We start from the raw sequence: 25,563 nt of genomic DNA, 5'->3' as shown, positions 1-25,563 counted from the left end.
ATCAGAGATCGCCGATGGTCTTCAGAAACGCTGTGATGGTCTCCTCATTGCGCCGGTAGAAGACCCATTGGCCGACGCGGCGGGTCGTCACCAGACCGGCGCGCTGCAGCACGGCGAGATGAGATGAAACCGTCGACTGCGACAGGCCGCATCTTTCGAACTGCCCTGCGCAGACGCCCATGTCGAGCGGATGCTCCTGGCCGGAGAAATGCGCCTGCGGCTCCTTCAGCCAGGTCAGGATCTCCATGCGCGTCGGATGCGCCAGTGCTTTCAGAATTTCGTCTCTATCCATCGTATTTCGGCGTATTCAGTTTTCTCGATATATATATCGCTAAAATTCGATACTGGAAGTCACAACGTCGTGAATGCTGTGGGCTACAAAGGAAGCGGGCCATAAACGCCGGGCAAAATGCCGACAAAAAAAGAGGGCCACAAGAAACTTGGGCCCTTTCAGTTGTGAAGGTTTCAAACCTCCAGAGGGGAACAGCTGCTGCAGCGGCTGGGGAGGAGAAAGCCGCTAGATGCACCAGCTGAAAAAGATATGGGTAGGGCCGTAGCCGCTTTCAATAGCCGTTCCCAAGATTTTCGCAACTGAGGGCTGTGGGGCTCCGCCAGGCAAAAAAAAGAGGGCCACAAGAAAAACTTGGGCCCTTGTAGTTGTGAAGGTAATTAAAACCTCCAGAGGGGAACAGCTGCTGCGGTGGCACTGGGAGGAGAAGCCACCAAAGATGCATCAGCTGAGTGTGGTATGCTGCTTTTTTGGGCTATCGGCAATCATTTAATATGCATGACAGCCATGCCGTTTGCGCATCGCTGCTCATTTTTGCAGCGCACAAGGATTCGGTTTGCGAAGAGCTTCGCTTTCCCTTGAAAAGAGCCGAGGAATAACAAAGGCTTACGCAGGCTTTTGGCAATTGCTCACAAATCGGGCAATTGAACGGATCGTCAGAAGTTCCAGTTTCTCGCTTTAGCGACGATGTAATCGCGGAAGACTTTCAGCTTCGCTGCGTTCTTCAGTTCGTCCGGATAGCAGAAATAGGTATCGAAAGAGGGGATATCGGCGCTTATCGGCAGTTGAATGAGGCCGGGATCGCGACCGACGATATAGTCCGGAAGCATGGCGATGCCGATGCCGAGCAGGCAGGCGCGCTTGATCGATGTCTGGCTGTTGATCTGCAGATGCGATATGCGCGGATTGTCGGAATCGCGTCCGGCAATCTCCAGCCAGTTCACGTCGAGCAGATAGTTGGGGGCGGGCTCGCCGAAGGTGATGATCCGGTGATTGTCGAGATCGTCAAGCGACTGCGGCTCGCCATATTTGTTGATGTAGGACGGCGCGGCATAGACATGCATGTGCACCGTGAAGAGCTTGCGCTGGATCAGATCCGACTGTTGCGGCTGCCGCAGCCTGATGGCGCAGTCCGCATGGCGCATGTTCACGTCCAGTTCCTCGTTGTCGAGGATGAGCTGTACCTGGATTTCCGGATACAAGGACATGAATTCCTGGATCTTGTCGGTCAGCCACCCCTGGCCGAGGCCGACCGTGGTCGTGATCCGCAACTTGCCGCTTGGCTTGTCCGTCGTCTCGCTAAGCTGGGCCTTGACGCTTTCGAGCTTCATCAGCACGTCGTGCGCCGTGCGATAGAGCATTTCGCCCTGTTCGGTCAGGATCAAGCCGCGGGCGTGCCGATGAAAGAGCTTGATGCCGACGTCCTGCTCGAGCGAACTGACCTGCCGGCTGATCGCCGACTGCGAAAGGTGGAGTTTGTCTGCCGCGTGCGTGAACGAGCCAGCCTCGGCCGCCGCATGGAAAATGCGCAGTTTGTCCCAGTCCAGCGACATAGAATCCCCCATAAAGGCTCAGCCGGAGAAGCTTGCCACTTTTCTCCGGAGACGACCGATGCATGTTCCCACTCAGAGCCGCGCCCCCGATCCCGGCGCGCGCCCTGTTCAGCAGCTTCTATTCGGCTGCAATTGCGACGGGCATATGACCCGCAAGGTATTTCTCCGCTTCGAGCGCAGCCATGCAACCCATGCCGGCGGCGGTAACCGCCTGGCGATAGATGTCGTCGGTCACGTCGCCGGCGGCGAAGACGCCCGCGACGTCGGTCGCGGTGGAATCCGGCGCAGTCCAGAGATACCCGTTCGGCTTCTGGCGAAGTTTGCCCTTGAAGAGTTCGACCGCAGGCGCATGACCGATCGCGACGAAAACACCGTCGATTGCCATGTCGGATGTTTCCCCGGTCTTGGTGTTGCGAAGCTTCACGCCGTTGACCGAGGCCGGCATCGGCGGCTTTGCAGGCGTCCCGAGATATTCCAGAACCTCGTGGTCCCAGATCACCTTGACGTTCGGCTTTGCGAAAAGGCGCTCTTGCAGGATCTTTTCAGCACGAAAAGCATCCCGGCGGTGAACGACGGTGACGGTCTTCGCCAGATTGGAGAGATAAAGCGCTTCCTCCACGGCGGAGTTGCCGCCGCCGACGACGATGACTTCCTTGTTGCGGTAAAAGAACCCGTCGCAGGTAGCACAGGCGGAAACGCCAAATCCCATGAAGGTCGGCTCGGTTTCGATGCCGAGCCATTTCGCTTTGGCGCCGGTGGCGATGATCAAAGCGTCCGCCGTCCAATCCGTGCCGCTATCCGTCTTGATCCGGAAGGGGCGGACGGACAGGTCGACATCGGTTACGAGGTCGTTGACGATTTCCGTGCCGACGTGGATCGCCTGATTCAGCATCTGCTCCATCATCCAGGGTCCCTGGACCGGATCGGCATAGCCCGGATAATTCTCCACATCCGTGGTGATCATCAGCTGGCCGCCCTGTTCCATGCCGGCGATGAGGACCGGCGAAAGCATGGCCCGCGCGGTATAGATGGCAGCGGTATAACCGGCAGGTCCGGAACCGATAATCAGCACTTTCGTGTGGCGCGCAGTCATGCTTTTGTCCTTCGTCCGCCGGAGAGAGCCGGGAGCGTCCTCCGGTGCAATCCGATAATGCAAATATTGCCTTACTTTAGGTATTCACGGCGCGCACTTTCAAGGGCGCGCGCTCTGATACACACAAGTGGTTGCGTGGTCAGCGTCGTTTTGACACCAGATCGGGCATATTTGCATCGGTTTTGACCCGCAGTACCGTCATAAGACGCTCCAGGGCCCGTGCGTACAAGGTTTTTGTGCATGCAACTGCAAGCGCTCTCGTATCGGCATTCGGTTACGTGCTACCCAAGCACGGAGAAAGCGCCGTGAAGGCCGCCGCCGGGCGGCTCTTGGTGCGGACGGATCGGCGCTGCGGTTTCGGCCTGTCGTGCAGTTGATCGGCGGATAAAATAAGGCCTTCCCCGCAAGGCCGACAGGATTGGGGATTTGGGCAATGGTCGTACGCGTCGAGCTCGATGCCATCGATATGAAGATACTGCGCGAACTGCAGGACGACGGCCGGATCACGAATGTGGAATTGGCCGAGAGAGTGGGGATCTCGGCTCCTCCGTGCCTGCGCCGCGTGCGCAAGCTCGAGGAGGCCGGCGTCATCAGAGGCTATCGTGCGCTTCTGAATGCGTCCGCGTTGGGATACGACCTCGTCGCCTTCTGCATGGTCGGCCTCAAGCACCAGTCCGACGCCAATCTCAAGGCGTTTGCCGCCCGCACCGCCTCGTGGCCGCTTGTTCGCGAGGCCTGGATGGTGTCCGGGGAATCGGACTTTCTGCTGCAGTGCGTGGCCGAAAACCTTGCGAGCTTTCAGGATTTTGTTATTGAAGAACTGACCGCCACCGAGAATGTCGACACGGTGCGGACGATGCTGACGATCCGTCAAGTGAAGGACGCATGTCAGGTAGAAATCTGATGTGCAGGGCGGCCCGGCCGCCGCGCATCGCAACCAAACGCCTCGCGGACCGAATGAATTGAACAATTTCCAGGACGAGAGCGAGGGAGCCCTGCCGCTTCCGGCGACGCGGGACGGCCATATGATCCCCAAGCTTCCCCTTTCAGCCTTCATCATCTGCTTGAATGAGGAGGCCTATCTCGGCAAGTGCATCGAGAGTCTCGAGCGCTGCGCGGAAATCGTGATCGTCGATTCCGGGTCGACGGACGGCACCGCCGCTTTGGTGCAATCCTATATCGACGCGGGCTGGCCCATCCGTTTCATGTACGAGCCGTGGCGCGGCTATGCCGGGCAGAAGCAGTTTGCGCTCGAGCAATGCAGCCAGCCCTGGTGCTTCAACATCGACGCGGACGAGAGATTGGATAAGGCGCTGCGAGAACTGCTGCCTGAACTGCTCGCAGCATCAGACGAGATCGTCGGCTGGCGGGTGGCGCGTCGCCCCTATCTGATCGGCTATGGCTATACCCCAGAAAACGTCCGCGAGCGCCGGAACTTGCGGCTGATCCGGCGCGGCAAGGGACGTTACGACCTCAGTCAGAAAGTCCATGAAGGCATCGTGCCCGAGGGAAATGTCGGCAATGCCCGGACCGGCAGTCTCCTTCATTTCCGCCCGCTGGTCATGGACGAGCAGATTCTGAAGGAAAACAAATATTCAACGCTGAAAGCGGACCAGCAGGTCGAGTCCGGAAAACGGCCGCGCTTTTACAAGCTCATCTTCACCCCGCCGATCTATTTTCTCAGGCTCTATTTCCGCAACGGTCTCTGGCGCTGCGGCCTGTCGGGCTTCATCGAGGCCATGACCGGGGCGGTCTATGCCTTCCTGACGGCGGCGAAGATCTACCAGCGGCACGCTCTGAAGGCGCGCCCGAATGTGGATGATGCGCTTTCGCACTGATCGATCAAGGGGTTCGGCATGAAGGTCATGCATATTCACTTCGGCACGGAGGGCGGTGCGGAGCGGTTCTTCGTCAATCTCGTCAATGCGCTGCACGAGAGGGGCGTCGAACAGCGGGCACTGATCCGACCGGGCCGCAGCTGGCGCAAGGACCTGGAGAACGGTGCTACGATCTATGAAGGGGTTTTTCGGCGCATTTCGCTTTCTCGCTTCCTCCTGAAATGGCGAATGAACCGGGTCCTTCGCGAGTTCGAGCCGGACGTCATAATGGCCTGGCAGTTGCGGGCGAGCCGCTTCATGCCGGCTCATGCCAAGGCATTTCGCATCTCCCGGCTGGGGGATTATCCCGAACATCTCGGCTACTATACCAATGTCCAGACGCTCGTCTGCATCACACCGGATATGGCCGCCAAGGTTCGTGAACTTGGCTGGAAGCGCGACATCGAGGTGATTGCGAACTTCACCCGCGCAAGGCCTGCACCGCCCGTAGCGCGGGCCGACCTGCAGACACCGGCGGACGCCTTCGTCGTGGTCGGCATGGGCCGCTTCGTCAAGCGTAAGGGTTTCGCAGGGCTCATCCGCGCCGTGAAGGAGGTGGAGAACACCTATCTTTGGCTTGTCGGGGACGGTCCGGAACGAGAACAGCTCGAGCAGCTGACCGACGAACTCGGGCTTCGCGATCGCGTCCGCTTCACCGGATGGCAAACCAACGCCTATGGTTTTCTGTCCGCCGGCGACGCCTTCGTCATCAACTCGTCGCACGAGCCTCTCGGCAATGTCTGCTTCGAAGGCTGGGGCGCCGGAAAGCCCACGATAGCCTCGCGCGCTGAGGGGCCATCCTGGGTGATGACGCATGAGAGCGACGCTCTCATGGTCGATTGCGGCGATGACGTGGGTCTTGCGGCGGCCATTCGCCGGCTGCGCGACGATCCGGCGCTTCGCGAGAGGCTGAGCGCCGGCGGCAGCGAAACCTTGCGCACGCGATTCTCCGAAAAAGCGATCACCGACGCTTATCTCGACCTGTTCGACAGAGGTGTCGCAAAGCGATGAAAGTCACTCACTTTCATTTCGGCAAGGACGGCGGCGCCGAGCGCTTCTTCGTACACCTGGTCAATGCGCTTGCGGAACGCGGCGTCGAGCAGACGGCGATCATCCGCCCCGGGCGCGGCTGGCGGCGAGACATCGAAGGCGCCGCGAAGATCCGGGAAAGCCATTTTCGCAACCTCTCGCTCGATCGAATCCTGCTCCCGTTGAAGGTGAAGCACATGGCCCGGCGCGAGAAGCCGGATGTCCTGATGGCTTGGGCGCCCCGGGCAAGCGAACTGATGCCGAACTACAAAGGCGCATTCAAGATCTCGCGCCTCGGCGATTATCCGACCCGCCTGAGCTATTTCAGAAACACCGACTGCATCGTGTGCAACACGCCGGGCATTGCCGAGCGCGTCAGCGACCTGGGCTGGAAACGGGAGATAAGGGTCATCTCCAATTTCACCGGGACCGGGCGTGTCGTGGCGGTTGACCGCGCAAAGCTCGATACGCCCGCCGATGCGCCCGTCGTGATGTCCATGGGCCGCTTCGTCGAGCGGAAAGGGTTTCATACGCTGATCGAAGCGGTCGCCAGACTGCCGGGGGTCTATCTTTGGCTGCTTGGCGATGGAGAGGAGCGTGACAATCTGCACAAACTCGCGACGGACCTCGGCGTTTCCGGCCGCGTTCGCTTTGCCGGCTGGCAGGACGACACGAGACCTTTCCTGGCTGCGGTCGATGTCTTTGTGATGTCGTCCAGCCACGAGCCGCTCGGCAACGTCATCCTCGAGTCCTGGGCCCAGGGTACGCCGGTCGTATCGACCCGTTCCGAAGGGCCGCAATGGTTCATGCGCGACGGCGAAAACGGTCTGATGGTCGATATCGGCGATGCCGAGGGTTTCGCCCGCGCCATCGAGCAGATCGTGGCCGACAATTCCCTAAGAACGCGCCTGGCCGAGCGCGGACACGAGACGCTTGTCGGGCAGTTTTCCAGAGAAGCGATCACTGACGCCTATCTGCAGCTGTTGGCCTCGAAGCCGTAGCCAAGATCAACGCATCAGGCTTTCGTAAACCGCTGCGATCGCGCGGGCTTCCTGCTCGATGGCGAAGTTTTTGGAGGTCCGTGCCAGACCATTGGCGCTTGCGGCGGCAAGCCGCGGCCGGTCGTCCATGAAGGCGGCTGCCGCATCGACCATCGCCTTGAGATCGTCGGCCGCAATGATGAGGCCCGTCTCCTCGGAGCCGCCGGTTACCAGTTCCGAAAACGCGCCGACATCGGTTGCCACGACGGGGACCCCGGTCGCCATTGCTTCGAGCGGCGTCAGGCCGAAGCCTTCCCAGCGTTGCGGGGCGACAAAGAGATCGAGAGCGCGGTACCAGTCGGGAATATTCGTGTGTTCGCCTACGAACAGGATACGGTCGGCGAGGCCGGCCTTGGCGACGCGCTCCTTCAGTTCCGACTCGAAGGCGAGGTGAGGGCCGGTGGCCCGCCCCGCAACGATCGCACCCCAGTCCGGACGGCAGGGCAGGAGGGCGATCATGCTGTCGACGAAGAGGTCGGTCCCTTTCTGATGGCGTACGCGCCCGAAGCATCCGACGAATTTCTTCGCGGGATCGAGGCCGAGCGCCTTCTTCGCCTCCGTCTTGTCGAAGGGTGGCTGAAAGCGCTTGGTGTCGATCCCATGCAGGATGACGGTGTTCGGTACATCGAGATAGGCGGCCGTCCTGCCGCTGGTGGCGATCACCGCGTCCATCCGGCGGATGAGGAACTTGCTCCATCCGGTATGCCGGCGCTGCGAAGCGGAGGTAAAGACGATCCGGAGCTTCATGCGCAGCAGGTCGCGCAGAAGGATGGCCGGGAGCATTTCGACGTTTCGACGCGCGTGCCAAACGCGGCAGGGCCGGCCTTCGGGCCTCTTCCAGAGATGAATGAGATCGCGAAAGCGAACCGACGGAAGGCTCTTGGGAAGGCCTGGTCCGAGAACCGCGATCTTCTGTCCAAGGGCACGCTGCACAGGCACCAGCTGGATGATTGTCGAGGTAACGCCGGACAGACGCTGCTTGAAATTGGGCGCGATCACTTCGACGTCGCGGATATCGACCACCTGTGCGCTCTCCTTGCGCCTGCGACAATCAATTCAAGGGAGGAGGGGCGGCGCGGGACCGCGCGCGCGCCCCGAAAGGCAGGTCAGCCCCATTGAACGGCGAGAATCTCATACGCCTTGGATCCGCCGGGTGCATTGACTTCGATCGAATCGCCGACTTCCTTGCCGATCAGCGCGCGGGCGATCGGAGAGGAGATGGAAATGCGTCCCTGTTTGACGTCGGCCTCCTGATCGCCGACGATCTGATAGGTCTTTTCTTCTTCCGTATCCTCGTCGACGAGCTTCACCCTTGCGCCGAACTTGATCTTCGATCCGGACATTTTCGAAAGATCGATGACTTCGGCGCGCGCGATCAGGTCTTCGAGTTCGGAAATTCTTCCCTCGTTATGGCTCTGCGCTTCCTTTGCCGCATGATATTCGGCGTTCTCCGACAAGTCGCCATGGGCGCGGGCCTCGGCGATCGCTTCGATGATGCGCGGCCGTTCTTCCTGCTGGCGCCAGCGCAGCTCCTCCTGCAGATTGACGAATCCACCCTGTGTCATGGGCACCTTGTCGACCATTTCATCATCCTTCATCAAGCACGCGGCGCCGCCTTTCGGCGGCGCCAGCGCAAAAGAAAACGGCCTCCGGAGCGCAAGCACCGGAACCGTCCTAACAAACCGAACCGATCTTATAACAGAATCGGAAGTCCGAAAGCCAGATTTTTCGCGATCCTCGCGCGGCGCTTCATATCGATCCGCGGCCTCCGGCGGGTTGGGGTAAAGGTGAAATTCTGCAGTAAAGCCTCTTTACCTCAACCGCGATTGAGGTCGTATCAGTGCCGGCTCCATACCAATTACACGGGGCCGAATCATGAGTTTAGTCGAAGAGGAATCACAAGTGGCCGATCCGGCGCCGCAGACGGAGGTCGACCTGGAGGAGGGGAGCTGGAGCGAGCTCCTGCGCCCGCGCCACCTCGCCGCAACCGTGACGCTGTGCCTGGGCGTCGCGCTTTTTGCCTTCAACGAGTTCTTCGTCTCGACGGCACTGCCGACGGCCGTCGCGGAGTTTGGCGGAGCCGCCCTGTTGTCCTGGGCCTTCACGCTTTACCTCGTTTTCGCCATCGTCGGTGGCGCCTTGGCGGCGAGCCTGAAGGTCCGGTTCGGCGCGCGCAATACGCTGATCGTCGCCGCGCTCGTCTTCGCAACGGGCACGGCCATCGCGACGATGGCGAGCAGCATGCCGCAGGTTCTGGCCGGGAGGGTGCTCCAGGGATTTGGGGAGGGTATCATTGCCGCCCTGTGCTACGCACTGATACCGGAGCTCTTTCCGCAGCGGCTGGTGCCCAAGATCTTCGGCGCAGAAGCGATCGTATGGGCTGCCGCCGCCTTCGGCGGGCCGCTCATATCCGGCCTGCTCACGGAATATTGGTCTTGGCGCGCCGCCTTCTTCGTCAACATACCGGCAGCCGCAATCTTCATAGCGCTCGTCGTCGCGATCCTTCGTCAACCAAAGCAAAGTCCAAGGGCGGCCGGATCGGTACCCTTGCTGCGGCTGGTGGCGTTCGGCTTCGGCATAATGCTGATCTCGCTCTCCAATACGGCTGCCGACGGCTACAGCATGTCGGCGCTGCTGGCGGCGGCACTTGCGGTCTTCGTCGCGACCGTTCACTTCGACCGCCGATCGCCGCAGTCCATCCTTCCATTCGGCGCGTTTTCGTTCGATCGCCCGCTCGGAACAGGGCTTTGGGTCGTGCTGCTGATGCCTCTGGCACAAGCCTCGGGCTCCGTCTATCTCGTCTACGCGCTGCAACATCTTTGGGGCTTCGGCCCGACCGCCGCGGGCTTTTCAAACGCCTTGATGGCCATATCCTGGAGCCTGACGGCGATCATCGTCGCGAGCCTGCGCTCCCACGAGACGCGCGTGCGGCTGGTCTGGACCGGGCCGCTGTTCCTTTGCCTCGGCCTCGGCGGCTTGACGCTCGCCGTCGCCTCCGGCGAATACGGCCTTGTCTTCGTCAGCCAGAGTGCTGTCGGAGCCGGATTCGGCCTTTGCTGGGGAACGCTGAGCCAGCTGCTGATGAACGTCTCGTCCATTGAGGAACGCGACAAGACCTCGGCGCTGCTGCCGACGCTGCAATCAGCCGGCTACGCGATCGGCGCGGCCGTTTTCGGAGCGGTCGCCAACGCCGGAGGATTCGACGAAGGTGTCAGCGCCCGGGTGATTTCGGCCGCAATGCTGGGTGTTTTCGCGCTCGGCTGCGTTCTCGCCGCCGCGTCGCTCGTCTTCGGGATCAGGACCCTGCGGCTGGCGCGATGCGAAGGCAGGGCAACCATCCAGTAGCGTTCACCGAGCCGCGGACGGCGCAAGGCCGGCTTTGAACGGATGCGGGAAAAGGCCGGGGCGGCGGCGGCCGAGCAGGGCATCCTGTTCGGCGACGCGGCCCAGCGAGGGCGTGACGGTTGCGAGGAGCGCGCCTGTCTGCGAGCGTATCCTGACCTTCAGGGAACCATAATCCGCGTCGCGGCCGATCCTGTCGGCGATACGCTGGGCGTAATAGAGCGCCGATCCCTCATCGAAGTGAAGGATACCCTCGTCATCGGTGAAACAATCGTCGTCCCAATGGAGATCGAAGAAATATAGCTGCATGTCGTTGCCCCAACCACGCGCGTCACGGGTGATCCGTTTCCGCATGTTGGGACATGGAACCATGCCGCAATGGAACGCAGCCTGAATCGGACATTCAGGCTGCGTTCACAAGCGTAAATCCGCAATGGTCAGGTTTCGAAGTAGCTCTGCAGCGGACGCACTTCGAGGTTGCCCGCCTTCAGTGCCTTGATGGCGAGTGCCGCGGCCTCGGCGCCGGCCATCGTGGTGTAATAGGGCACCTTCTGCATCAGCGTCGCGCGGCGAAGCGATTTCGAGTCGGAGATCGCCTTGTTGCCGTCGGTCGTGTTGATCACGAGCTGGACCTGCCGGTTGCGGATGGCGTCCTCGACATGTGGCCGTCCTTCCAGGACCTTGTTGATCTTGGTTGCAACGATGCCCTGCTCGCCGAGGAAGCGCGCCGTGCCGCCGGTCGCCATGACCTTGAAGCCGATGTCGGAGAGAATGCGGATCGCGGGCAGCACCCGTTCCTTGTCCTCGTCGCGAACCGAGACGAAGACCGTTCCGTCGCGCGGCAGGTCGACGCCGGCGCCGAGCTGCGACTTGGCAAAGGCCAGCGCATAATCGGTGTCGAGCCCGATGACCTCGCCGGTCGAACGCATTTCCGGGCCGAGCAGCGTATCGACGCCCGGGAAGCGGGCGAAGGGGAAGACGGCCTCCTTGACGGCGATATGTTTCAGGTTGCGCGGATTCGGCTTCTTGCCATAGGCGGCGATCGCCTCGTCGAGCATTTCGCCGGCCATGACGCGGGCGGCGATCTTGGCGATCGGCGCGCCGATCGTCTTGGCGACGAAGGGAACGGTGCGTGAGGCGCGCGGGTTTACTTCGAGCACATAGATGGTGCCGTCCTTGATGGCGAACTGCACGTTCATCAGGCCGCCGACGTTCAGCGCTCTGGCGAGCGCCCCCGTCTGACGCTCCAGTTCGTCGACCATGTCCGTGCCGAGCGAATGCACCGGCAGCGAGCAGGCGGAGTCGCCCGAGTGGATGCCGGCCTCCTCGATATGCTCCATGATGCCCGAAACGAAGACATCCTTGCCGTCACAAAGGCAATCGACGTCCACTTCGATCGCATTCGTCAGGTAGCTGTCGAAGAGGAGCGGGTTCTTGCCGAGCAAGGTGTTGATCTGGCCGGTCTTGTCGTTCGGATAGCGCTGCTTGATATCTTCAGGAACCAGCCCCGGAACGGTGTCGAGCAAATAGCTCTGCAGCATGCTTTCCGAATGGATGATCTGCATGGCGCGGCCGCCGAGAACATAGGACGGGCGCACGACCAGCGGGAAGCCGATTTCGCCGGCAACGAGGCGGGCCTGCTCGACGGAGTAGGCAATGCCGTTGTTCGGCTGGTTGAGATCGAGCTTCATCAGGAGCTTCTGGAAGCGATCACGGTCCTCGGCGAGATCGATCGCGTCCGGCGCGGTGCCGAGGATCGGGATGCCGTTCTTTTCCAGCGCTTCGGCAAGCTTCAGCGGAGTCTGGCCGCCGAACTGGACAATGACGCCATGCAACGTGCCGTTTTCCTGTTCGGCACGCATGATCTCGATCACATCCTCTGCCGTCAGGGGCTCGAAATAGAGCCGGTCGGAGGTGTCGTAGTCGGTCGAAACCGTCTCCGGGTTGCAGTTGATCATGATCGCTTCGTAGCCGGCGTCCTTCAGTGCGAAGGCGGCATGGCAGCAGCAGTAGTCGAATTCGATGCCCTGGCCGATCCGGTTCGGGCCGCCGCCGAGGATGACGACCTTTTTCCGGTCGGAAACCTGCGCCTCCGACCGGGCGGCACCGACGAAAGGCGTCTCATAGGTCGAATACATGTAAGCGGTCGGCGATGCGAACTCGGCCGCGCAGGTGTCGATGCGCTTGTAGACGGGGCGCACGTTCAGTGCGTTGCGGAGCTCGGCCACCTCTTTCGGACGCTTGCCGGTAAGCGTCGCAAGCCGGGCGTCGGAGAAGCCCATTGCCTTCAGCATGCGCAGGTTCTCGGCGTCGGCGGGCAGGCCGTGCTCGCGGATGCGCGCCTCCATGTCGACGATCGCCTTGAACTGGGCAATGAACCAGGGGTCGATCTTGCAGGCTTCATGCACTTCGGCTTCGCTCATGCCGAGACGCAGCGCCTGTGCGACCATGCGCAGGCGGTCCGGCGTCGGCGTGCCGAGCGCGGCGCGGATGGCATTGCGGCCGTCGCCATTGTCGTCGAAATCAGGCACCTCGATCTCGTCAAGTCCGGTCAGTCCGGTCTCGAGACCGCGCAGCGCCTTCTGCAGCGATTCGGCGAAGGTCCGGCCGATCGCCATGACTTCGCCCACCGACTTCATTGCGGTCGTGAGCGTCGGCTCGGCTCCCGGGAATTTCTCGAAGGCGAAGCGCGGGATCTTGGTGACGACGTAGTCGATCGAAGGCTCGAAGGATGCAGGCGTCGCGCCGCCGGTGATATCGTTTTCGAGTTCGTCGAGCGTATAGCCGACTGCGAGCTTGGCGGCGATCTTGGCAATCGGGAAGCCGGTGGCCTTCGATGCGAGTGCGGAGGAGCGCGAGACGCGCGGGTTCATCTCGATGACGACGAGGCGGCCATTCTCGGGATTGACGGCGAACTGGACGTTCGAGCCGCCCGTTTCGACGCCGATCTCGCGCAGCACCGCGATCGAGGCGTTGCGCATGATCTGATATTCCTTGTCGGTCAAGGTCAGTGCCGGCGCAACGGTGATCGAATCGCCCGTGTGGACGCCCATCGGATCGATGTTCTCGATCGAGCAGATGATGATGCAGTTGTCCGCCTTGTCGCGGACGACCTCCATTTCATATTCCTTCCAGCCGAGGACCGATTCCTCGATCAGGACTTCCGTCGTCGGCGACGCGTCGAGACCGCTGCCGACGATCTCGAAGAACTCCGAACGGTTATAGGCGATGCCGCCCCCGGTGCCGCCGAGCGTGAAGGACGGCCGGATGATCGCGGGGAGGCCCACATCGTCGAGCGCCTGTGCGGCGATCGCCATGGCGTGGTTCACATAGCGCTGCTTGCGATCGCCTTCGCCGAGGTTCCACTGGTTTTCGAGTTCGTCCAGCGCCTTGTCGAGTTCGTCACCGGAAAGCTTCGCCTTGAGCGCTGAGCGCTCCGCCTCGTGCGACTTGCGGTCGTGGTCCTTGATGTCCGTGGCGTTCGCCAGACGCGACTTGGGCGTCTCGAGGCCGATATGCGCCATGGCCTCGCGGAACAGGGCGCGGTCTTCCGCCTTGTCGATCGCCTCGGGCTTCGCACCGATCATCTCGACATTGTAGCGGTCGAGCACGCCCATGCGGCGCAGCGACAGGGCCGTGTTGAGCGCCGTCTGTCCGCCCATGGTCGGCAGCAGCGCGTCGGGGCGTTCCTTGGCGATGATCTTGGCGACGACCTCTGGCGTGATCGGTTCGACATAGGTCGCGTCCGCCAGACCCGGATCGGTCATGATCGTCGCCGGGTTGGAGTTGACCAGGATGACGCGGTAGCCTTCCTCCTTCAACGCCTTGCACGCCTGGGTGCCGGAGTAGTCGAATTCGCATGCCTGACCGATGACGATCGGCCCCGCGCCGATGATGAGGATCGATTTGATGTCTTGGCGCTTCGGCATGGGCAATCATCCGTTTCTAGCTGCGCGAAAAACCGGCCAGGTTGGGAGGTCACCGGCCGGGTCGCGCATTGATGGTCTTTTCAGGCTAGAAGCGGCTTATAGGCAAATGTTTTCGCCAGCGGAACCCCGAAAATTCGGGAATCGACAAGAAAGCAAAGATATTTGTTCCGCCTCTCGAACCTACGGTTCTCCGATAGAAACACTACTGCTGCGCCACCCGCTCGGCGGACGGGATCACCAATACCTTCACCTCGCCGGCAGCGGCGGGATTTGAAATGACATCAGGTGCTTCATCGAGCGATATGCGCCGTGAAATCATCCGGTCGATCTCGATCGCGCCTGTCGCAACCAGGTCGGCCGCGCGGCGGTGGACGAAGGGATTGATAAAGGAGCCAAGCACGCGGAGCTCGCGGAAGAGAATGTCGAACGGTTCGATTTCGACCTTTTCTCCTTGCGGCAGCACGCCGAGGATCACGACCGTACCGCCCGCCTTGGCGAGGCGCGTCGACTGCTTCACCGTTTCCGCGACTCCGGCGCACTCGATGACGACATCGACACCTCCGGGGACGAGACCCACCGGACCCGCGATCGCCTCGACCACGTCGCCGGCCGACGGGTCGACCGTTGCGGTGGCGCCGACTTCCTCGGCCAGGCGACGCTTCGTTGCCTGGCGTGTCGAGAGAATGACCGTCGTGGCGCCGGCGAGCCTTGCGAGTTGCACCGTCAGCAGGCCGATCACGCCGCCGCCCAGGATCGCCACCGTCGACCCCGCTTTGATTCCCGAAAGATCGACACCGTGCAGGCAGCAGGCGAGAGGCTCGCAGAAAGCGCCGTGCACGGGATCGAGAGTAAGCGGAATTTCGAAGGCCTGCTTCCGCGGCACCAGGACGTATTCGGCGAAGCCGCCGTCGCGATGGATGCCGATCGCGCGCAGGTTCCGGCAGAGATTGACCCGGCCCGCCTGGCACTGCGGGCAGCGGCCGCAGGAGATGTTGGGATCTCCGGTGATCCTCGCACCCGGTGCGATATCTCGAACGGCGCTCCCGGCCTCGACGACGATGCCGCAAAATTCGTGGCCGAGCGTGACCGGCGGCGTCGACGGAAATTCTCCATGAAGGAGATGACGATCGGTCCCGCAGATGCCGCAGGCTTCCACTTTGACGAGCAGATCGTCAGGCCCGGGCTCAGGAATCCCAACGTTCCGAACGGAGATATTGCCGACCGACTCAAGACGCACTGCCTTCATCTGTTCCTCCCGCCGCCTGTTTTCCATTGGAGCCGAACACGGCGCGAGCGTCAATCCTGCCGCCTTGCCCTTTAGGCCGGCAGCTCCGCTCGACAAAACGATGCGCCGGATGCAACCGGGTGGCGGCGATTGCGTTTTACAAGGATCGCCGCCCCGGCTTATAAAATCACTCAGCGCGCTAAAGTAGAGGCGACGCCTTCTGGAGGACAGATCATGGAATGGAAGGGCCGCCGCCAGTCCGGAAACATCGAGGATCAGCGCGGGGCCGGCCCCCGGGGAGGCGGCCCTTTCGGCCGTGGCGGTGGATTCCGCCTGCCCGGTGGCGGCGGCGGAATGCGTCGCGCCGGCGGCGGCATGAGCTTTGGCACGCTCATCTTCCTCGTGATTCTCTATTTCGTCCTGAAGGCAATGGGCATCGACCTGCTTCAGGTGCTCGAAGGCGGTGGTCCGGCGAACATGCCGGGCTTCGAGCAGAGCGACGGGTCGGGGGCGCCGCAGGGCACGGCCGAGGAAGAAGAGATGAAGGCCTTCATGGCCACGGTTCTTGCCGAAACGGAAGACACCTGGAACGGCATCTTCCAGGCGAGCGGCGAGCAATATGAGGAACCGAGGCTGGTGCTGTTCAACGGCTCGGTCCGTTCGGCCTGCGGCTTTGCCTCTTCCGCCTCGGGTCCCTTCTATTGCCCCGGCGACCGCAAGGTCTATCTCGATATGAGTTTCTTCGACGAGCTGGCCCAGAAATTCGAAGCTTCCGGCGATTTCGCCCAGGCCTATGTGCTTGCGCATGAGGTCGGTCATCACGTCCAGAACCTGATCGGCGTATTGCCCAAATTCAATGAGATGCGGCAGCGCATGAGCGAGGCCGAGGCGAACCAGATGTCGGTCCGGGTCGAGCTGCAGGCGGACTGCTTCGCCGGGATCTGGGGCAAATACACCGAGCAGAAGGGGCTCCTGGAACGAGGCGATCTGGAGGAGGCGCTAAACGCTGCGACCCAGATCGGCGACGACACATTGCAGAAGCGCATGCAGGGCTATGTCGTCCCGGAAAGTTTCAATCACGGCACGTCGGAGCAGCGGATGCGGTGGTTCCAGCGGGGCTTCGACAGTGGCAAGATGTCGGATTGCGACACCTTCTCCGGCGCTGTCTGATCACATCACCGGACCGGGCAGCCCGTCCGGCGATTCTCCGTCATTTCCGCCGCTCACTGTCCATGTGCATGAGCTGTGCTTCCGAACCGCCTTTCCCGGACCATTCCTCTACCATGCGGGTCGCCGGCACCTCCCGGCGCCCTTTGCGCGCCTTCGTGGACTTCCTGAAGTCGGAGCGGCGAGGCAATGATGCACGCGGAGGCGAATGCGAGCTATAAGTACAACCGATCGGTATGATCAGAAACTTTGACATGTTCACGTATTGTTTCGGACCAGGCAAGCCGTTACACCTATTCTGGTAACGTCGTTCACGTTCTGTCTCCGCTCCGGCGGAAAGCGGGGAGAGAGCTTCATGCTCGACAAGAAATTCGTGAGACGCGGTCTGTTCCTCGTCTTCCTCATTCTCTTCCTCGACATCATGGGCATCGCGATCATCGTGCCGGTGTTGCCGACCTATCTCGAGGAACTGACCGGCGCGGATATCGGCGAGGCCGCGGTCGACGGTGGATGGCTGTTGCTCGTCTACTCGGCGATGCAGTTTCTCTTCGCACCGCTTATCGGGAATCTGAGCGATCGATTCGGGCGTCGGCCGGTCCTGCTTGCGTCCGTGCTGACCTTTGCGCTCGACAACCTGATCTGCGCGCTTGCGACCAGCTATTGGATGCTCTTCATCGGGCGCAGCCTTGCCGGCATCAGCGGCGCGAGCTTCGGCACGGCATCCGCCTACATTGCCGATGTCAGCGACGATGAGAATCGCGCCAAGAACTTCGGGCTGATCGGCATTGCCTTCGGCACCGGTTTTGCGCTCGGCCCGGTCATCGGAGGTTTCCTCGGCGAATTGGGCCCGAGAGTGCCCTTTTATGGTGCGGCAGCGCTTTCATTCCTCAATTTCATCATGGGGGTCTTTCTCCTGCCCGAGACGCTCGCCCCGGCCAACCGGCGGCGCTTCGAATGGCACCGGGCAAACCCGCTCGGCGCGCTCAAGCAGATGCGCCATTACCCGGGCATCGGCTGGGTAGGCCTCGTCTTCTTCCTCTACTGGCTGGCTCACGCCGTCTACCCGGCCGTCTGGTCCTTCGTCGGCTCCTATCGCTACGGGTGGAGCGAAGGGCAGATCGGGCTTTCGCTGGGGATCTTCGGCGTCGGCGGCGCAATCGTGATGGCGCTGGTGCTCCCGCGTGTCGTGCCGGCACTGGGAGAAAGGCGAACGGCGGCACTCGGGCTCACCTTCACGGCCCTCGGGATGGCGGGCTATGCGGCCGCCTGGGAGGGGTGGATGGTCTACGCGGTGATCGTCGCGACCGCGCTCGAAAGCCTAGCCGATCCACCGCTCCGCAGCATAGCCTCCGTCCATGTCCCGCCGTCGGCACAGGGCGAGCTGCAAGGTGCGCTCACCAGCATATCGAGCATTACGACGATCCTCGGACCTCTGATGTTCACGCAGATTTTCGCCTTTTTCACCGACCCTGCAGCCGCCCATAGCTTTGCCGGCGCTCCCTATGCCCTGGCAGGCTGCTTGATCGTCGCCGCGCTGGTGATCTTCCTTGCCAAGGTCGGCGCCGGCCGGGGAGGCGCCGTCCGCGGTGCCGTGCGAGCGTGACGGAGGCTTAGGACCTGTGGACACTTATGGATAGGGGTTTGATTTTGCACAAATCGGTCAATGCCAAGGATTTTTCCGCAGCAAAGGGTTGCCCCCTTTGCAAGGGAAAAGCCGCCGGCAGTGGGCGATTTGTGCAAAACCCTTCGGGCGGCCCATATTGCGGTGCCTTGTCGCGAAAAATCCGGCTTGCAGGCGGACGGCCTGCGGCGCCGGATTTTCCACGAAAGTCCCTCGCAATATGGGCCGTCAAATCCCTATCCATAAGTGTCCACAGGTCCTAGCGGTCCGTTGCTTCCATGCCTGCAGATTGATCAATTTTCTTGATCAATCGATGAAAAATTGAGCAGTTCGGCCTTTACCGCTGGCGCAAGCCCTGGTGGTGCTCTAATTCGTTCTCTCTTCTTCATTTTTCCCTTTGCCCATTGCCGGTGCAGAGCCAGGATTCCTCATGCTGACCGCGACCAAAGACCTCGTGCTTGCGCAGAGCGACAATTCATGGCCCACGCATTTTCGCGCGAGCCTCTATCTTGGCGTGCCGTTCATCGGCGCCCAGCTCGCCCAATTGGCGATCAATACGACGGACGTGCTCATGGTCGGCCAGCTGGGTGCCACTCAGCTGGCGGCAATCATCCTCGCGACGCAGGTCTTCTTCACGATCTTCATCTTCGGCAGCGGATTTGCTAATGCGGTCGTTCCCATGGTCGCTCAGGCGCAGGGCCGGGGCGATCAGGTCTCCGTGCGGCGCTCGGTACGAATGGGCATGTGGGTGGTGCTGCTTTACGGCGTGCTGACTGCGCCGGTCCTCTGGATGGCCGAGCCGATCCTTCTCTTTGCCGGCCAGAAACCCGAGGTCGCTGCGCTCGCCGGAGAATATCTGCATATCGCCCAGTGGGCGATCTTTCCCAGCCTCATTTTCATGGTCCTCAGGGCATTTTTGAGCGGGCTCGAGCGGGCAGGGGTGATCCTCTACGTGACGCTCGTGACATTGGTTCTGAACGCCGCGCTTTGCTATGTCCTTATTTTCGGCCATTTCGGTTTTCCGGAGCTGGGCATCTTCGGCGCGGCCGTCGCCGCTCTCGGCGTGGCGCTGCTCGGTGCGGCGTTGACGATCGGCTATATCCGCCGGCAACCGGAACTGCATCGCTTCGAGCTGTTCGTCCGCTTCTGGCGGCCGGATTGGCCGGCTTTCGGAGAGGTGGTCCATCTCGGCATTCCGATCTCGGTGACGATTCTCGCGGAAGTCAGCCTGTTTACCGTGGCTTCGCTGCTCATGGGCACGATCGGAACCATCGAACTGGCTGCCCATGGCATAGCACTCCAGTTCGCATCGATTGCCTTCATGATCCCGCTCGGCCTGGCGCAGGCCGGAACGGTGCGCATTGGATTGGCCTATGGCAGCGGCGACATGGTAGGCGTGAAGCGTGCCGCAATTGCCGTGCTGACGCTCGGCGTCGGCTTTGCTGCCGTCGGCAGCACCATCTTCGCTCTGTTCCCGCATGAGCTTGCCGGCCTCTACCTCGATACGAGGCGGCCCGATGCAGCCGAGGTTCTCGCCTTTGCAGGACCGCTGATCGTCATCGCGGGCGCCTTCCAGCTCGTCGACGGCCTCCAGGCCATTGCCGCCGGCATGCTGCGCGGCCTCAAGGACACGACCATACCTATGATCCTGGCGATGATAGCCTATTGGCCGATCGGCTTCTTCTGCGCCTGGGCTTTTGCCTTTCCGCTGGGTTTCGGCGGCGTCGGCGTCTGGTTCGGTTTTGTCCTGGGGCTCGCGTCTGCGGCCTTGCTGCTCAATTGGCGCTTCTTCCGTCTGCTCCGTAGGGTGAGCGCGGCGCCGGCCGCTTCTTAGCAGATTGCTGGAAACGTGTTGCGGTGGTGTTTGGCGAGACGTCTGGTCGCTCACGCCTGTGGCTCGTCGCCGATATGCTGCAACAGCAACCCCAAGCGGGGTAATGTGTTCGGTGACAACCACCCATATAACGTCGTCGGCAATCCGATGGTATTCGTGGCGCAGGATGTTGCCGATGCCGCGAATCTGCTTCCATGGAACATCCGGCGCGATCGTCAGCAGTTCGTCTGGAACGTGGCGGGTTGCTTCGAGATGATTTCCAAAGCGCGCTGAATGGCGAGGCGCAACAGCCAGTCCCGTTCAAAGTCGCCCAGCGACTTTCCGGCGGCATGAGTCTCGATGCCGTGGATGGCTTCCAGGATTTCGGCGAGAACCTTGCGCTTGGCCATTAGAAAACGCGGACCGCGGATTTCTCGATATCGGTGCGGAGCATCGGACGAAGGCTGTTTCGAGTAGTGACATCCACCTCTATGGAAAGCTTCTCCTCAAGGAACTGCTTGATACCGCACGGGCCTCATCGCGAGCCGTCGAACCGAAAAGATACAAGGCGCGCCCATGCTCTGAACGGCATCGGCGTGTTGCTGGAGCTTTCTGTTCTATATGCAGCTGCGCAAAGAAAAAGCCGGACGGGCAGGGGAGACCGTCCGGCTTGTAGAAGCGATCGCATCAGGGGAAGAATGGGATCGCTTGTGAAACTTCCGGCGAGAAGTTTCCTGGAGGCATTGGTTTCAGCTGTGGCAAGCGACGACACTCGAACTCGTCATTTCCGCCTGCGTCTATCGGCCAGCGGCAACAGTACGGTCGCGCGGTCACGGTCCTCGTCTCGCAGCGCATGGATCGTCGCAACGACCATCGCGAAGAACATCGCCATCGAAAATAGAGCAAGTCCCATGGCCGTCTCCTTTCGTCGGTTTAAACGGCATGTACTCAAAAAAGTTCCCGTTAACTTGGGTTCACGTTACGGCTTGCAGTGTGAAACCCTCTTGAACGTTGCATTCATCTAGCATTCAGCCTTTTGCCGCCGCTGTTTCCCGGGGAACAGGGCGCAAGGATCGTACAACCCTTGCGGTCCGCGGCCGTCCGTGACAAAAGGCTTCACCAAACGGAAACAGGCGCGATGACCACGGCTTTCTATCCCGGCTCCTTCGATCCGATCACCAACGGGCATCTCGATGTACTCGTGCAGGCATTGAACGTCGCAGCCAAAGTCATCGTCGCGATTGGCGTTCATCCCGGCAAGGCACCGCTTTTCTCCTTCGACGAAAGGGCGGATCTCATCCGGGCCGCGCTTGAGGAGACGTTGCCGGAGAGGGCAGCCGACATATCCGTCGTCTCTTTCGACAACCTGGTGGTGGATGCCGCCCGCGAGCACGGCGCAAGGCTGCTGGTCCGGGGGCTCCGCGATGGAACGGACCTCGACTACGAGATGCAGATGGCGGGCATGAACCGGCAGATGGCCCCTGACATTCAGACCCTGTTCCTGCCGGCAGGTACCGCCTCCCGGCCCATTACGGCCACATTGGTTCGGCAGATCGCGGCTATGGGCGGTGACGTCAGCGCTTTCGTCCCTGGGGCGGTTCACCAGGCGCTGCAGGCGAAGCGCAAATAAGCTTTACATCACGCAAGGAGTCCCAATGAAGATTCTCCAATTCGCTGTTGCCGGAGCCTTGGCGCTCGCCGCCTTCACGGGAGGTGCGCTGGCGCAGTCCGGCGAAAATATCCTGACGGTTCAGCTCGAGGACGGCCCCGTCGTCATCGAGTTGCGCCCGGATATCGCCCCGAAGCACGTCCAGCAGATCAAGGAACTGGCCGCGGCAGGCGAATATGACAATGTCGCCTTTCATCGTGTCATCAAGGGCTTCATGGCCCAGACCGGCGACGTCGAATTCGGCGACATGAAGGACGGTTTCCAGGGCGACCGCGCCGGAACCGGCGGCTCGTCCAAGCCCAACCTTCCGGCCGAGTTCTCCGACGTTCCCTTCGAGCGCGGCACCGTCGGAATGGCCCGCGCGCAGGATCCCGACAGCGCCAACTCGCAGTTCTTCATCATGCTCGCGCCCGGTGACTTCCTCAACGGCCAATACACGGTCGTCGGCAAGGTCGTCGAAGGCATGGAGAATGTCGACAAGATTAAGCTCGGCGATGACGCCAATAATGGTGCCGTCGCCGATCCAGACCGCATGATCAGCGTTAAGGTCGGCAGGTAAGACTGAAAACAGAAGGAGAAGAATCATGGCCGAGATCAAGGATCCGGAAAACACGATCATCATGGAAACCACAAAGGGCAGGGTGGTGATCGAGCTGCGGCCGGATGTGGCTCCGGGCCATGTCGCCCGCATCAAGGAGCTGACGCGTGAAGGCGCCTATGACGGGGTGGTCTTTCACCGCGTGATCGAGGATTTCATGGCCCAGACCGGCGACGTGCAATACGGCAAGACCGGCGGCGAGCAGTTCAACCCGTCCCGTGCGGGCATGGGCGGCTCCTCCAAGCCGGACCTGAAAGCCGAATTCTCCGATGTTTCACACGTGCGCGGAACGTGCTCCATGGCGCGCAGCCAGATGCCGAACTCGGCCAATTCCCAGTTCTTCATCTGCTTCACCGATGCTCCCTGGCTCAACAAGCAGTATTCTGTCTGGGGCCAGGTCGTCGAAGGAATGGAGAATATCGACAACATCAAGCGCGGCGAACCGGTCCGCGATCCGGATACCATCGTTTCGATGCGGGTTGCCGCCGACGCCTGATCTGGGCTACTGCATGTTTCCTTGGATCGTCCCCGATGCAAGGACGGAACATGCAGCGGTTCGAAGTGCTACGGCCTTTGCGCGTCTTGTCAGACGCGCGGCGCTGTAGCGCACTGACCTGCCCGCCCCGATCGCGCGAGCCGCCGGGGCGGGTTTGCTTTTAATTGATACCATAGATGCGCGTAGACCTGTTCGATTTCGACCTGCCGGAAAATTCCATTGCGCTGAGGCCCGCAAGCCCGCGCGATAGTGCCCGCATGCTCGTCGTTCGCCCCGACGGCGCACCGGTTCTCGAAGATCGCGGCGTCCTCGATCTGCCGTCGTTCCTGCGGCCGGGAGATGCGCTGGTCTTCAACGACACCAAGGTCATACCGGCGCAGCTCGAAGGCGTTCGCTACCGGGGTGAGGATATAAGCACGCCCGTGTCGCTGACGCTGCATATGCGGGTTGCACCCAGTCGCTGGAAAGCTTTCGCCCGCCCGGCCCGCCGATTGAAGCCCGGGGACCGGATCAGCTTCGGACATGGCGGCAATGCCTGCCTGCTCGGTTCGCTGGAGGCCGTGGTCGAGGAAAAAGGCGATGCCGGCGAGGTGACGCTTCGCTTCGATCTCTCGGGCCCCTCGCTCGATGAGGCGATCATGGCCGTCGGACACATTCCCTTGCCGCCTTACATCGCATCCAAGCGTGCCGACGACGAGCAGGACCGGACCGACTACCAGACCGTCTATGCGCGCGAGGAGGGGGCGGTAGCCGCGCCGACTGCAGGGCTGCATTTCACCGACCGCCTTTTCGCCAAACTCGACGAAGGCGGGATCGAACGGTATTTCGTCACGCTGCATGTAGGTGCGGGAACCTTCCTCCCGGTCAAGGCAGACGATACCGCCGACCACGTGATGCACGAGGAAATCGGCCACGTCGACCCGGTGACCGCTGCGAAGCTCAATGCCGTGCGCGAACGCGGCGGCCGCATCGTCTGTGTCGGCACGACATCGCTTCGGCTGATCGAGAGCGCAGCCGCCGAAGACGGGAACATCCGTCCTTGGTCGGGCGCAACCGGGATTTTCATCACGCCGGGCTATCGCTTTCGCGCAGTCGATATGCTGATGACCAATTTCCACCTGCCGAAATCGACCCTGTTCATGCTGGTCTCGGCGTTTGCGGGGCTCGAAACGATGCACGCGGCCTATGCCCACGCGATCGCAACGGGTTACCGCTTCTATTCCTACGGCGATTCGAGCCTGCTCTTCCGGAAAGATTAAATGACCGAGACGTTCCAATTCAAACTGCTTGCGGCTGACGGCAATGCGCGCCGCGGCGAAGTCGTGACCCCCCGCGGGACGATCCGTACGCCTGCCTTCATGCCGGTCGGTACCGTCGGCACGGTCAAGGCGATGTATCTCGACCAGGTGCGCGATCTGGGCGCCGATATCATTCTGGGCAATACCTATCACCTGATGCTGCGCCCGGGCGCCGAACGGGTCGCCAGGCTTGGCGGGCTGCACAAGTTCATCCGCTGGGAACGGCCGATCCTGACCGACAGCGGCGGCTTCCAGGTCATGTCGCTGTCGAGCTTGCGCAAGCTCAACGAACAGGGCGTGACCTTCAAGAGCCATGTCGATGGCGCGCTCTATCACATGTCGCCGGAACGCTCGATCGAGATCCAGGGCCTGCTCGGCAGCGACATTCAGATGCAGCTCGACGAATGCGTGGCGCTGCCGGCGGAACCCGACGAAATCGAACGTGCGATGGAAATGTCGCTGCGCTGGGCGGAGCGCTGCAAGGTCGCCTTCGGCGATCAGCCTGGCAAGGCGATGTTCGGGATCGTACAGGGCGGCGACATTCCCAGGCTGCGCGAACGCTCGGCCCTGGCACTCAGGGATCTCGACCTCAAGGGCTATGCCGTTGGGGGTCTCGCCGTCGGTGAGCCGCAGGAGGTCATGCTCGGCATGCTGGACGTGACCTGCCCCGTCCTGCCGGCCGACAAGCCGCGCTATCTGATGGGCGTCGGGACGCCGGACGATATCCTGAAGTCCGTCGCGCATGGGATCGACATGTTCGACTGCGTCATGCCGACCCGCTCCGGACGCCATGGCCTCGCCTTCACGCGCTACGGCCGCATCAATCTGCGCAACGCCCGACATGCGGAAGACACGCGCCCGCTCGACGAACAGTCTTCCTGTCCGGCGACTCGCGACTATTCGCGCGCCTATCTGCACCACCTGATTCGTTCAAACGAATCGCTCGGCGGCATGCTGCTCAGCTGGAACAATCTGGCCTATTATCAGGAGCTGATGGCCGGCATCCGCAAGGCTATCGAAGAAGGGCGCTATACCGATTTCATGGCGGAGACCATGGAAGGCTGGCAACGCGGCGATCTGCCACCGGTGTGAGCTTCACGGCCAGAGCATTCCCATTCTTTTTCGGGATCGCGGAAATGCTCCATCCCTTTAACATTCATAGGAATGTCCGTCCGACGCCGCGCAGTCGAGCGACGATTGCACACAACGTTCTGGCCGAAGGATAGAGGCCACGGCTGTCGCCGCCTCAACCATGACCACGCCGTTGAGCCGGTAACGGCAATCTGCGCGCCCGAAAGTTAGGCGCTTCCTGAGCCACGTCGTCGCCGACGACCTCCACCGACGGAAACGAAATGAGCTTGCCGGCGGCGATGGTTTCATTTCAGCATCTGAGTTTATCGCTCTATTCTGGAAGTCGGAATCGGAAATTCCGATAGCAGAATTCTAATAAATAGGTTTGCGGAGGTCGTCCGCTTGTAGAACTCTCCCAGCAAAAAACGTCCGGGGCATTGTTGACCGTTCAAC

At 61.5% G+C, this 25,563-nt stretch carries 23 protein-coding genes and 1 pseudogene; 13 read left to right on the top strand and 11 right to left on the bottom strand.

Features of this window, described 5'->3' with window-relative positions; all coding sequences use genetic code 11:
* Position 1: 1 nt before the first annotated feature.
* From JOH52_RS17005 to trxB, 3 genes are all read right to left on the bottom strand, one after another.
* Positions 2-292, bottom strand: a complete 291-nt coding sequence (locus JOH52_RS17005; RefSeq protein WP_010969306.1) for an ArsR/SmtB family transcription factor — start codon at positions 290-292, stop codon at positions 2-4.
* A 653-nt stretch (positions 293-945) separates the two neighbouring features.
* On the bottom strand, positions 946-1,842 hold the full coding sequence (locus JOH52_RS17000) for a LysR family transcriptional regulator VtlR (protein ID WP_003529555.1): 897 nt from the start codon (positions 1,840-1,842) through the stop codon (positions 946-948).
* Between the two features lie 118 nt (positions 1,843-1,960).
* On the bottom strand, positions 1,961-2,935 hold the full coding sequence (gene trxB / locus JOH52_RS16995) for a thioredoxin-disulfide reductase (protein WP_013844435.1): 975 nt from the start codon (positions 2,933-2,935) through the stop codon (positions 1,961-1,963).
* 433 nt (positions 2,936-3,368) lie between these two features.
* Between trxB and JOH52_RS16990 the strand changes: the two genes are divergently transcribed.
* The 4 genes from JOH52_RS16990 (at position 3,369) to JOH52_RS16975 (ending at position 6,842) form a co-directional block, all read left to right on the top strand.
* Entirely contained in the window at positions 3,369-3,839 is a 471-nt protein-coding gene (locus JOH52_RS16990; protein ID WP_003529557.1) for an Lrp/AsnC family transcriptional regulator, read from the top strand.
* Between the two features lie 121 nt (positions 3,840-3,960).
* Positions 3,961-4,773, top strand: a complete 813-nt coding sequence (locus tag JOH52_RS16985) for a glycosyltransferase family 2 protein (RefSeq protein WP_010969309.1) — start codon at positions 3,961-3,963, stop codon at positions 4,771-4,773.
* Between the two features lie 18 nt (positions 4,774-4,791).
* Positions 4,792-5,823: a glycosyltransferase gene (locus JOH52_RS16980; protein ID WP_010969310.1), complete on the top strand. Its 1,032-nt coding sequence runs from the start codon at positions 4,792-4,794 to the stop codon at positions 5,821-5,823.
* Entirely contained in the window at positions 5,820-6,842 is a 1,023-nt protein-coding gene (locus JOH52_RS16975) for a glycosyltransferase (protein ID WP_010969311.1), read from the top strand. Before JOH52_RS16980 ends, JOH52_RS16975 begins: the two co-directional genes overlap by 4 nt.
* 6 nt (positions 6,843-6,848) lie before the next feature.
* Here JOH52_RS16975 and JOH52_RS16970 read toward each other — a convergent pair whose 3' ends face one another.
* Together JOH52_RS16970 and greA are read right to left on the bottom strand one after the other, a co-directional pair.
* Positions 6,849-7,904, bottom strand: coding sequence for a glycosyltransferase family 4 protein (locus JOH52_RS16970; protein ID WP_010969312.1), 1,056 nt, complete (start codon positions 7,902-7,904; stop codon positions 6,849-6,851).
* 83 nt (positions 7,905-7,987) lie between these two features.
* Positions 7,988-8,464, bottom strand: a complete 477-nt coding sequence (gene greA, locus JOH52_RS16965) for a transcription elongation factor GreA (protein ID WP_003529568.1) — start codon at positions 8,462-8,464, stop codon at positions 7,988-7,990.
* Positions 8,465-8,783: 319 nt separating this feature from the next.
* On the opposite strand from greA, the gene JOH52_RS16960 reads away from it, so the two are divergent.
* Positions 8,784-10,226, top strand: coding sequence for an MFS transporter (locus JOH52_RS16960; protein ID WP_014526755.1), 1,443 nt, complete (start codon positions 8,784-8,786; stop codon positions 10,224-10,226).
* A 3-nt stretch (positions 10,227-10,229) separates the two neighbouring features.
* On the opposite strand, the gene JOH52_RS16955 is transcribed toward JOH52_RS16960, so the two are convergent.
* The 3 genes from JOH52_RS16955 to JOH52_RS16945 all read right to left on the bottom strand — a co-directional run bounded on the left by JOH52_RS16955 (position 10,230) and on the right by JOH52_RS16945 (position 15,398).
* The gene (locus JOH52_RS16955; protein ID WP_014526756.1) at positions 10,230-10,577 is read right to left on the bottom strand and encodes a DUF6894 family protein; all 348 of its coding nucleotides are present in this window, start codon (positions 10,575-10,577) and stop codon (positions 10,230-10,232) included.
* An 83-nt stretch (positions 10,578-10,660) separates the two neighbouring features.
* Complete coding sequence (gene carB / locus JOH52_RS16950) at positions 10,661-14,152, bottom strand: carbamoyl-phosphate synthase large subunit (protein ID WP_010969315.1); 3,492 nt, start codon at positions 14,150-14,152, stop codon at positions 10,661-10,663.
* Between the two features lie 202 nt (positions 14,153-14,354).
* A complete protein-coding gene (locus JOH52_RS16945) occupies positions 14,355-15,398 on the bottom strand; it encodes a zinc-dependent alcohol dehydrogenase family protein (protein WP_010969316.1) in 1,044 nt (347 codons plus the stop codon).
* A 213-nt stretch (positions 15,399-15,611) separates the two neighbouring features.
* On the opposite strand from JOH52_RS16945, the gene ypfJ reads away from it, so the two are divergent.
* The 3 genes from ypfJ (at position 15,612) to JOH52_RS16930 (ending at position 19,999) form a co-directional block, all read left to right on the top strand.
* Positions 15,612-16,547, top strand: a complete 936-nt coding sequence (gene ypfJ / locus JOH52_RS16940) for a KPN_02809 family neutral zinc metallopeptidase (protein ID WP_010969317.1) — start codon at positions 15,612-15,614, stop codon at positions 16,545-16,547.
* A 352-nt stretch (positions 16,548-16,899) separates the two neighbouring features.
* On the top strand, positions 16,900-18,147 hold the full coding sequence (locus tag JOH52_RS16935) for a TCR/Tet family MFS transporter (protein ID WP_010969318.1): 1,248 nt from the start codon (positions 16,900-16,902) through the stop codon (positions 18,145-18,147).
* Positions 18,148-18,595: 448 nt separating this feature from the next.
* Positions 18,596-19,999: an MATE family efflux transporter gene (locus JOH52_RS16930; protein WP_010969319.1), complete on the top strand. Its 1,404-nt coding sequence runs from the start codon at positions 18,596-18,598 to the stop codon at positions 19,997-19,999.
* 153 nt (positions 20,000-20,152) lie between these two features.
* On the opposite strand, the pseudogene JOH52_RS35110 reads toward JOH52_RS16930, so the two are convergent.
* The 3 genes and pseudogenes from JOH52_RS35110 to JOH52_RS35920 form a co-directional block, all read right to left on the bottom strand.
* A pseudogene (locus tag JOH52_RS35110) lies at positions 20,153-20,212 on the bottom strand (HepT-like ribonuclease domain-containing protein); the annotation flags it as partial.
* Between the two features lie 2 nt (positions 20,213-20,214).
* The gene (locus JOH52_RS35105; protein WP_010969320.1) at positions 20,215-20,388 is read right to left on the bottom strand and encodes a ribonuclease HepT family protein; all 174 of its coding nucleotides are present in this window, start codon (positions 20,386-20,388) and stop codon (positions 20,215-20,217) included.
* Between the two features lie 371 nt (positions 20,389-20,759).
* Positions 20,760-20,891, bottom strand: coding sequence for a hypothetical protein (locus JOH52_RS35920; RefSeq protein ID WP_003529597.1), 132 nt, complete (start codon positions 20,889-20,891; stop codon positions 20,760-20,762).
* Between the two features lie 225 nt (positions 20,892-21,116).
* Between JOH52_RS35920 and coaD the strand changes: the two genes are divergently transcribed.
* From coaD to tgt, 5 genes are all read left to right on the top strand, one after another.
* A complete protein-coding gene (coaD, locus tag JOH52_RS16920) occupies positions 21,117-21,608 on the top strand; it encodes a pantetheine-phosphate adenylyltransferase (protein WP_003529599.1) in 492 nt (163 codons plus the stop codon).
* Between the two features lie 25 nt (positions 21,609-21,633).
* A complete protein-coding gene (locus JOH52_RS16915) occupies positions 21,634-22,206 on the top strand; it encodes a peptidylprolyl isomerase (protein ID WP_010969321.1) in 573 nt (190 codons plus the stop codon).
* Positions 22,207-22,231: 25 nt separating this feature from the next.
* Positions 22,232-22,741 carry a peptidylprolyl isomerase gene (locus JOH52_RS16910; RefSeq protein WP_003529604.1) on the top strand — a complete coding sequence of 170 codons (510 nt, stop codon included), beginning with the start codon at positions 22,232-22,234 and terminating at the stop codon, positions 22,739-22,741.
* Positions 22,742-22,917: 176 nt separating this feature from the next.
* Entirely contained in the window at positions 22,918-24,000 is a 1,083-nt protein-coding gene (queA, locus tag JOH52_RS16905; RefSeq protein ID WP_003529606.1) for a tRNA preQ1(34) S-adenosylmethionine ribosyltransferase-isomerase QueA, read from the top strand.
* Positions 24,001-25,131 carry a tRNA guanosine(34) transglycosylase Tgt gene (tgt, locus tag JOH52_RS16900; RefSeq protein ID WP_003529609.1) on the top strand — a complete coding sequence of 377 codons (1,131 nt, stop codon included), beginning with the start codon at positions 24,001-24,003 and terminating at the stop codon, positions 25,129-25,131.
* Positions 25,132-25,563: the final 432 nt, after the last annotated feature.

The organism is Sinorhizobium meliloti (genome assembly GCF_017876815.1).
GTDB lineage: Bacteria > Pseudomonadota > Alphaproteobacteria > Rhizobiales > Rhizobiaceae > Sinorhizobium > Sinorhizobium meliloti.
Note: the sequence above shows the minus strand (reverse complement) of the source record. Positions and strands in the feature narration are given on the sequence as shown.

Bases quoted from the DNA above. Each gene is read 5' to 3' on its own strand.
- JOH52_RS17005 (WP_010969306.1), bottom strand. From the start codon at position 292: ATGGATAGAGACGAAATTCTGAAAGCACTGGCGCATCCGACGCGCATG.
- JOH52_RS17000 (WP_003529555.1), bottom strand. From the start codon at position 1,842: ATGTCGCTGGACTGGGACAAACTGCGCATTTTCCATGCGGCGGCCGAG.
- trxB (WP_013844435.1), bottom strand. From the start codon at position 2,935: ATGACTGCGCGCCACACGAAAGTGCTGATTATCGGTTCCGGACCTGCC.
- JOH52_RS16990 (WP_003529557.1), top strand. From the start codon at position 3,369: ATGGTCGTACGCGTCGAGCTCGATGCCATCGATATGAAGATACTGCGC.
- JOH52_RS16985 (WP_010969309.1), top strand. From the start codon at position 3,961: ATGATCCCCAAGCTTCCCCTTTCAGCCTTCATCATCTGCTTGAATGAG.
- JOH52_RS16980 (WP_010969310.1), top strand. From the start codon at position 4,792: ATGAAGGTCATGCATATTCACTTCGGCACGGAGGGCGGTGCGGAGCGG.
- JOH52_RS16975 (WP_010969311.1), top strand. From the start codon at position 5,820: ATGAAAGTCACTCACTTTCATTTCGGCAAGGACGGCGGCGCCGAGCGC.
- greA (WP_003529568.1), bottom strand. From the start codon at position 8,464: ATGGTCGACAAGGTGCCCATGACACAGGGTGGATTCGTCAATCTGCAG.
- JOH52_RS16955 (WP_014526756.1), bottom strand. From the start codon at position 10,577: ATGCGGAAACGGATCACCCGTGACGCGCGTGGTTGGGGCAACGACATG.
- carB (WP_010969315.1), bottom strand. From the start codon at position 14,152: ATGCCGAAGCGCCAAGACATCAAATCGATCCTCATCATCGGCGCGGGG.
- JOH52_RS16945 (WP_010969316.1), bottom strand. From the start codon at position 15,398: ATGAAGGCAGTGCGTCTTGAGTCGGTCGGCAATATCTCCGTTCGGAAC.
- ypfJ (WP_010969317.1), top strand. From the start codon at position 15,612: ATGGAATGGAAGGGCCGCCGCCAGTCCGGAAACATCGAGGATCAGCGC.
- JOH52_RS16935 (WP_010969318.1), top strand. From the start codon at position 16,900: ATGCTCGACAAGAAATTCGTGAGACGCGGTCTGTTCCTCGTCTTCCTC.
- JOH52_RS16930 (WP_010969319.1), top strand. From the start codon at position 18,596: ATGCTGACCGCGACCAAAGACCTCGTGCTTGCGCAGAGCGACAATTCA.
- JOH52_RS35105 (WP_010969320.1), bottom strand. From the start codon at position 20,388: ATGGCCAAGCGCAAGGTTCTCGCCGAAATCCTGGAAGCCATCCACGGC.
- JOH52_RS35920 (WP_003529597.1), bottom strand. From the start codon at position 20,891: ATGGGACTTGCTCTATTTTCGATGGCGATGTTCTTCGCGATGGTCGTT.
- coaD (WP_003529599.1), top strand. From the start codon at position 21,117: ATGACCACGGCTTTCTATCCCGGCTCCTTCGATCCGATCACCAACGGG.
- JOH52_RS16915 (WP_010969321.1), top strand. From the start codon at position 21,634: ATGAAGATTCTCCAATTCGCTGTTGCCGGAGCCTTGGCGCTCGCCGCC.
- JOH52_RS16910 (WP_003529604.1), top strand. From the start codon at position 22,232: ATGGCCGAGATCAAGGATCCGGAAAACACGATCATCATGGAAACCACA.
- queA (WP_003529606.1), top strand. From the start codon at position 22,918: ATGCGCGTAGACCTGTTCGATTTCGACCTGCCGGAAAATTCCATTGCG.
- tgt (WP_003529609.1), top strand. From the start codon at position 24,001: ATGACCGAGACGTTCCAATTCAAACTGCTTGCGGCTGACGGCAATGCG.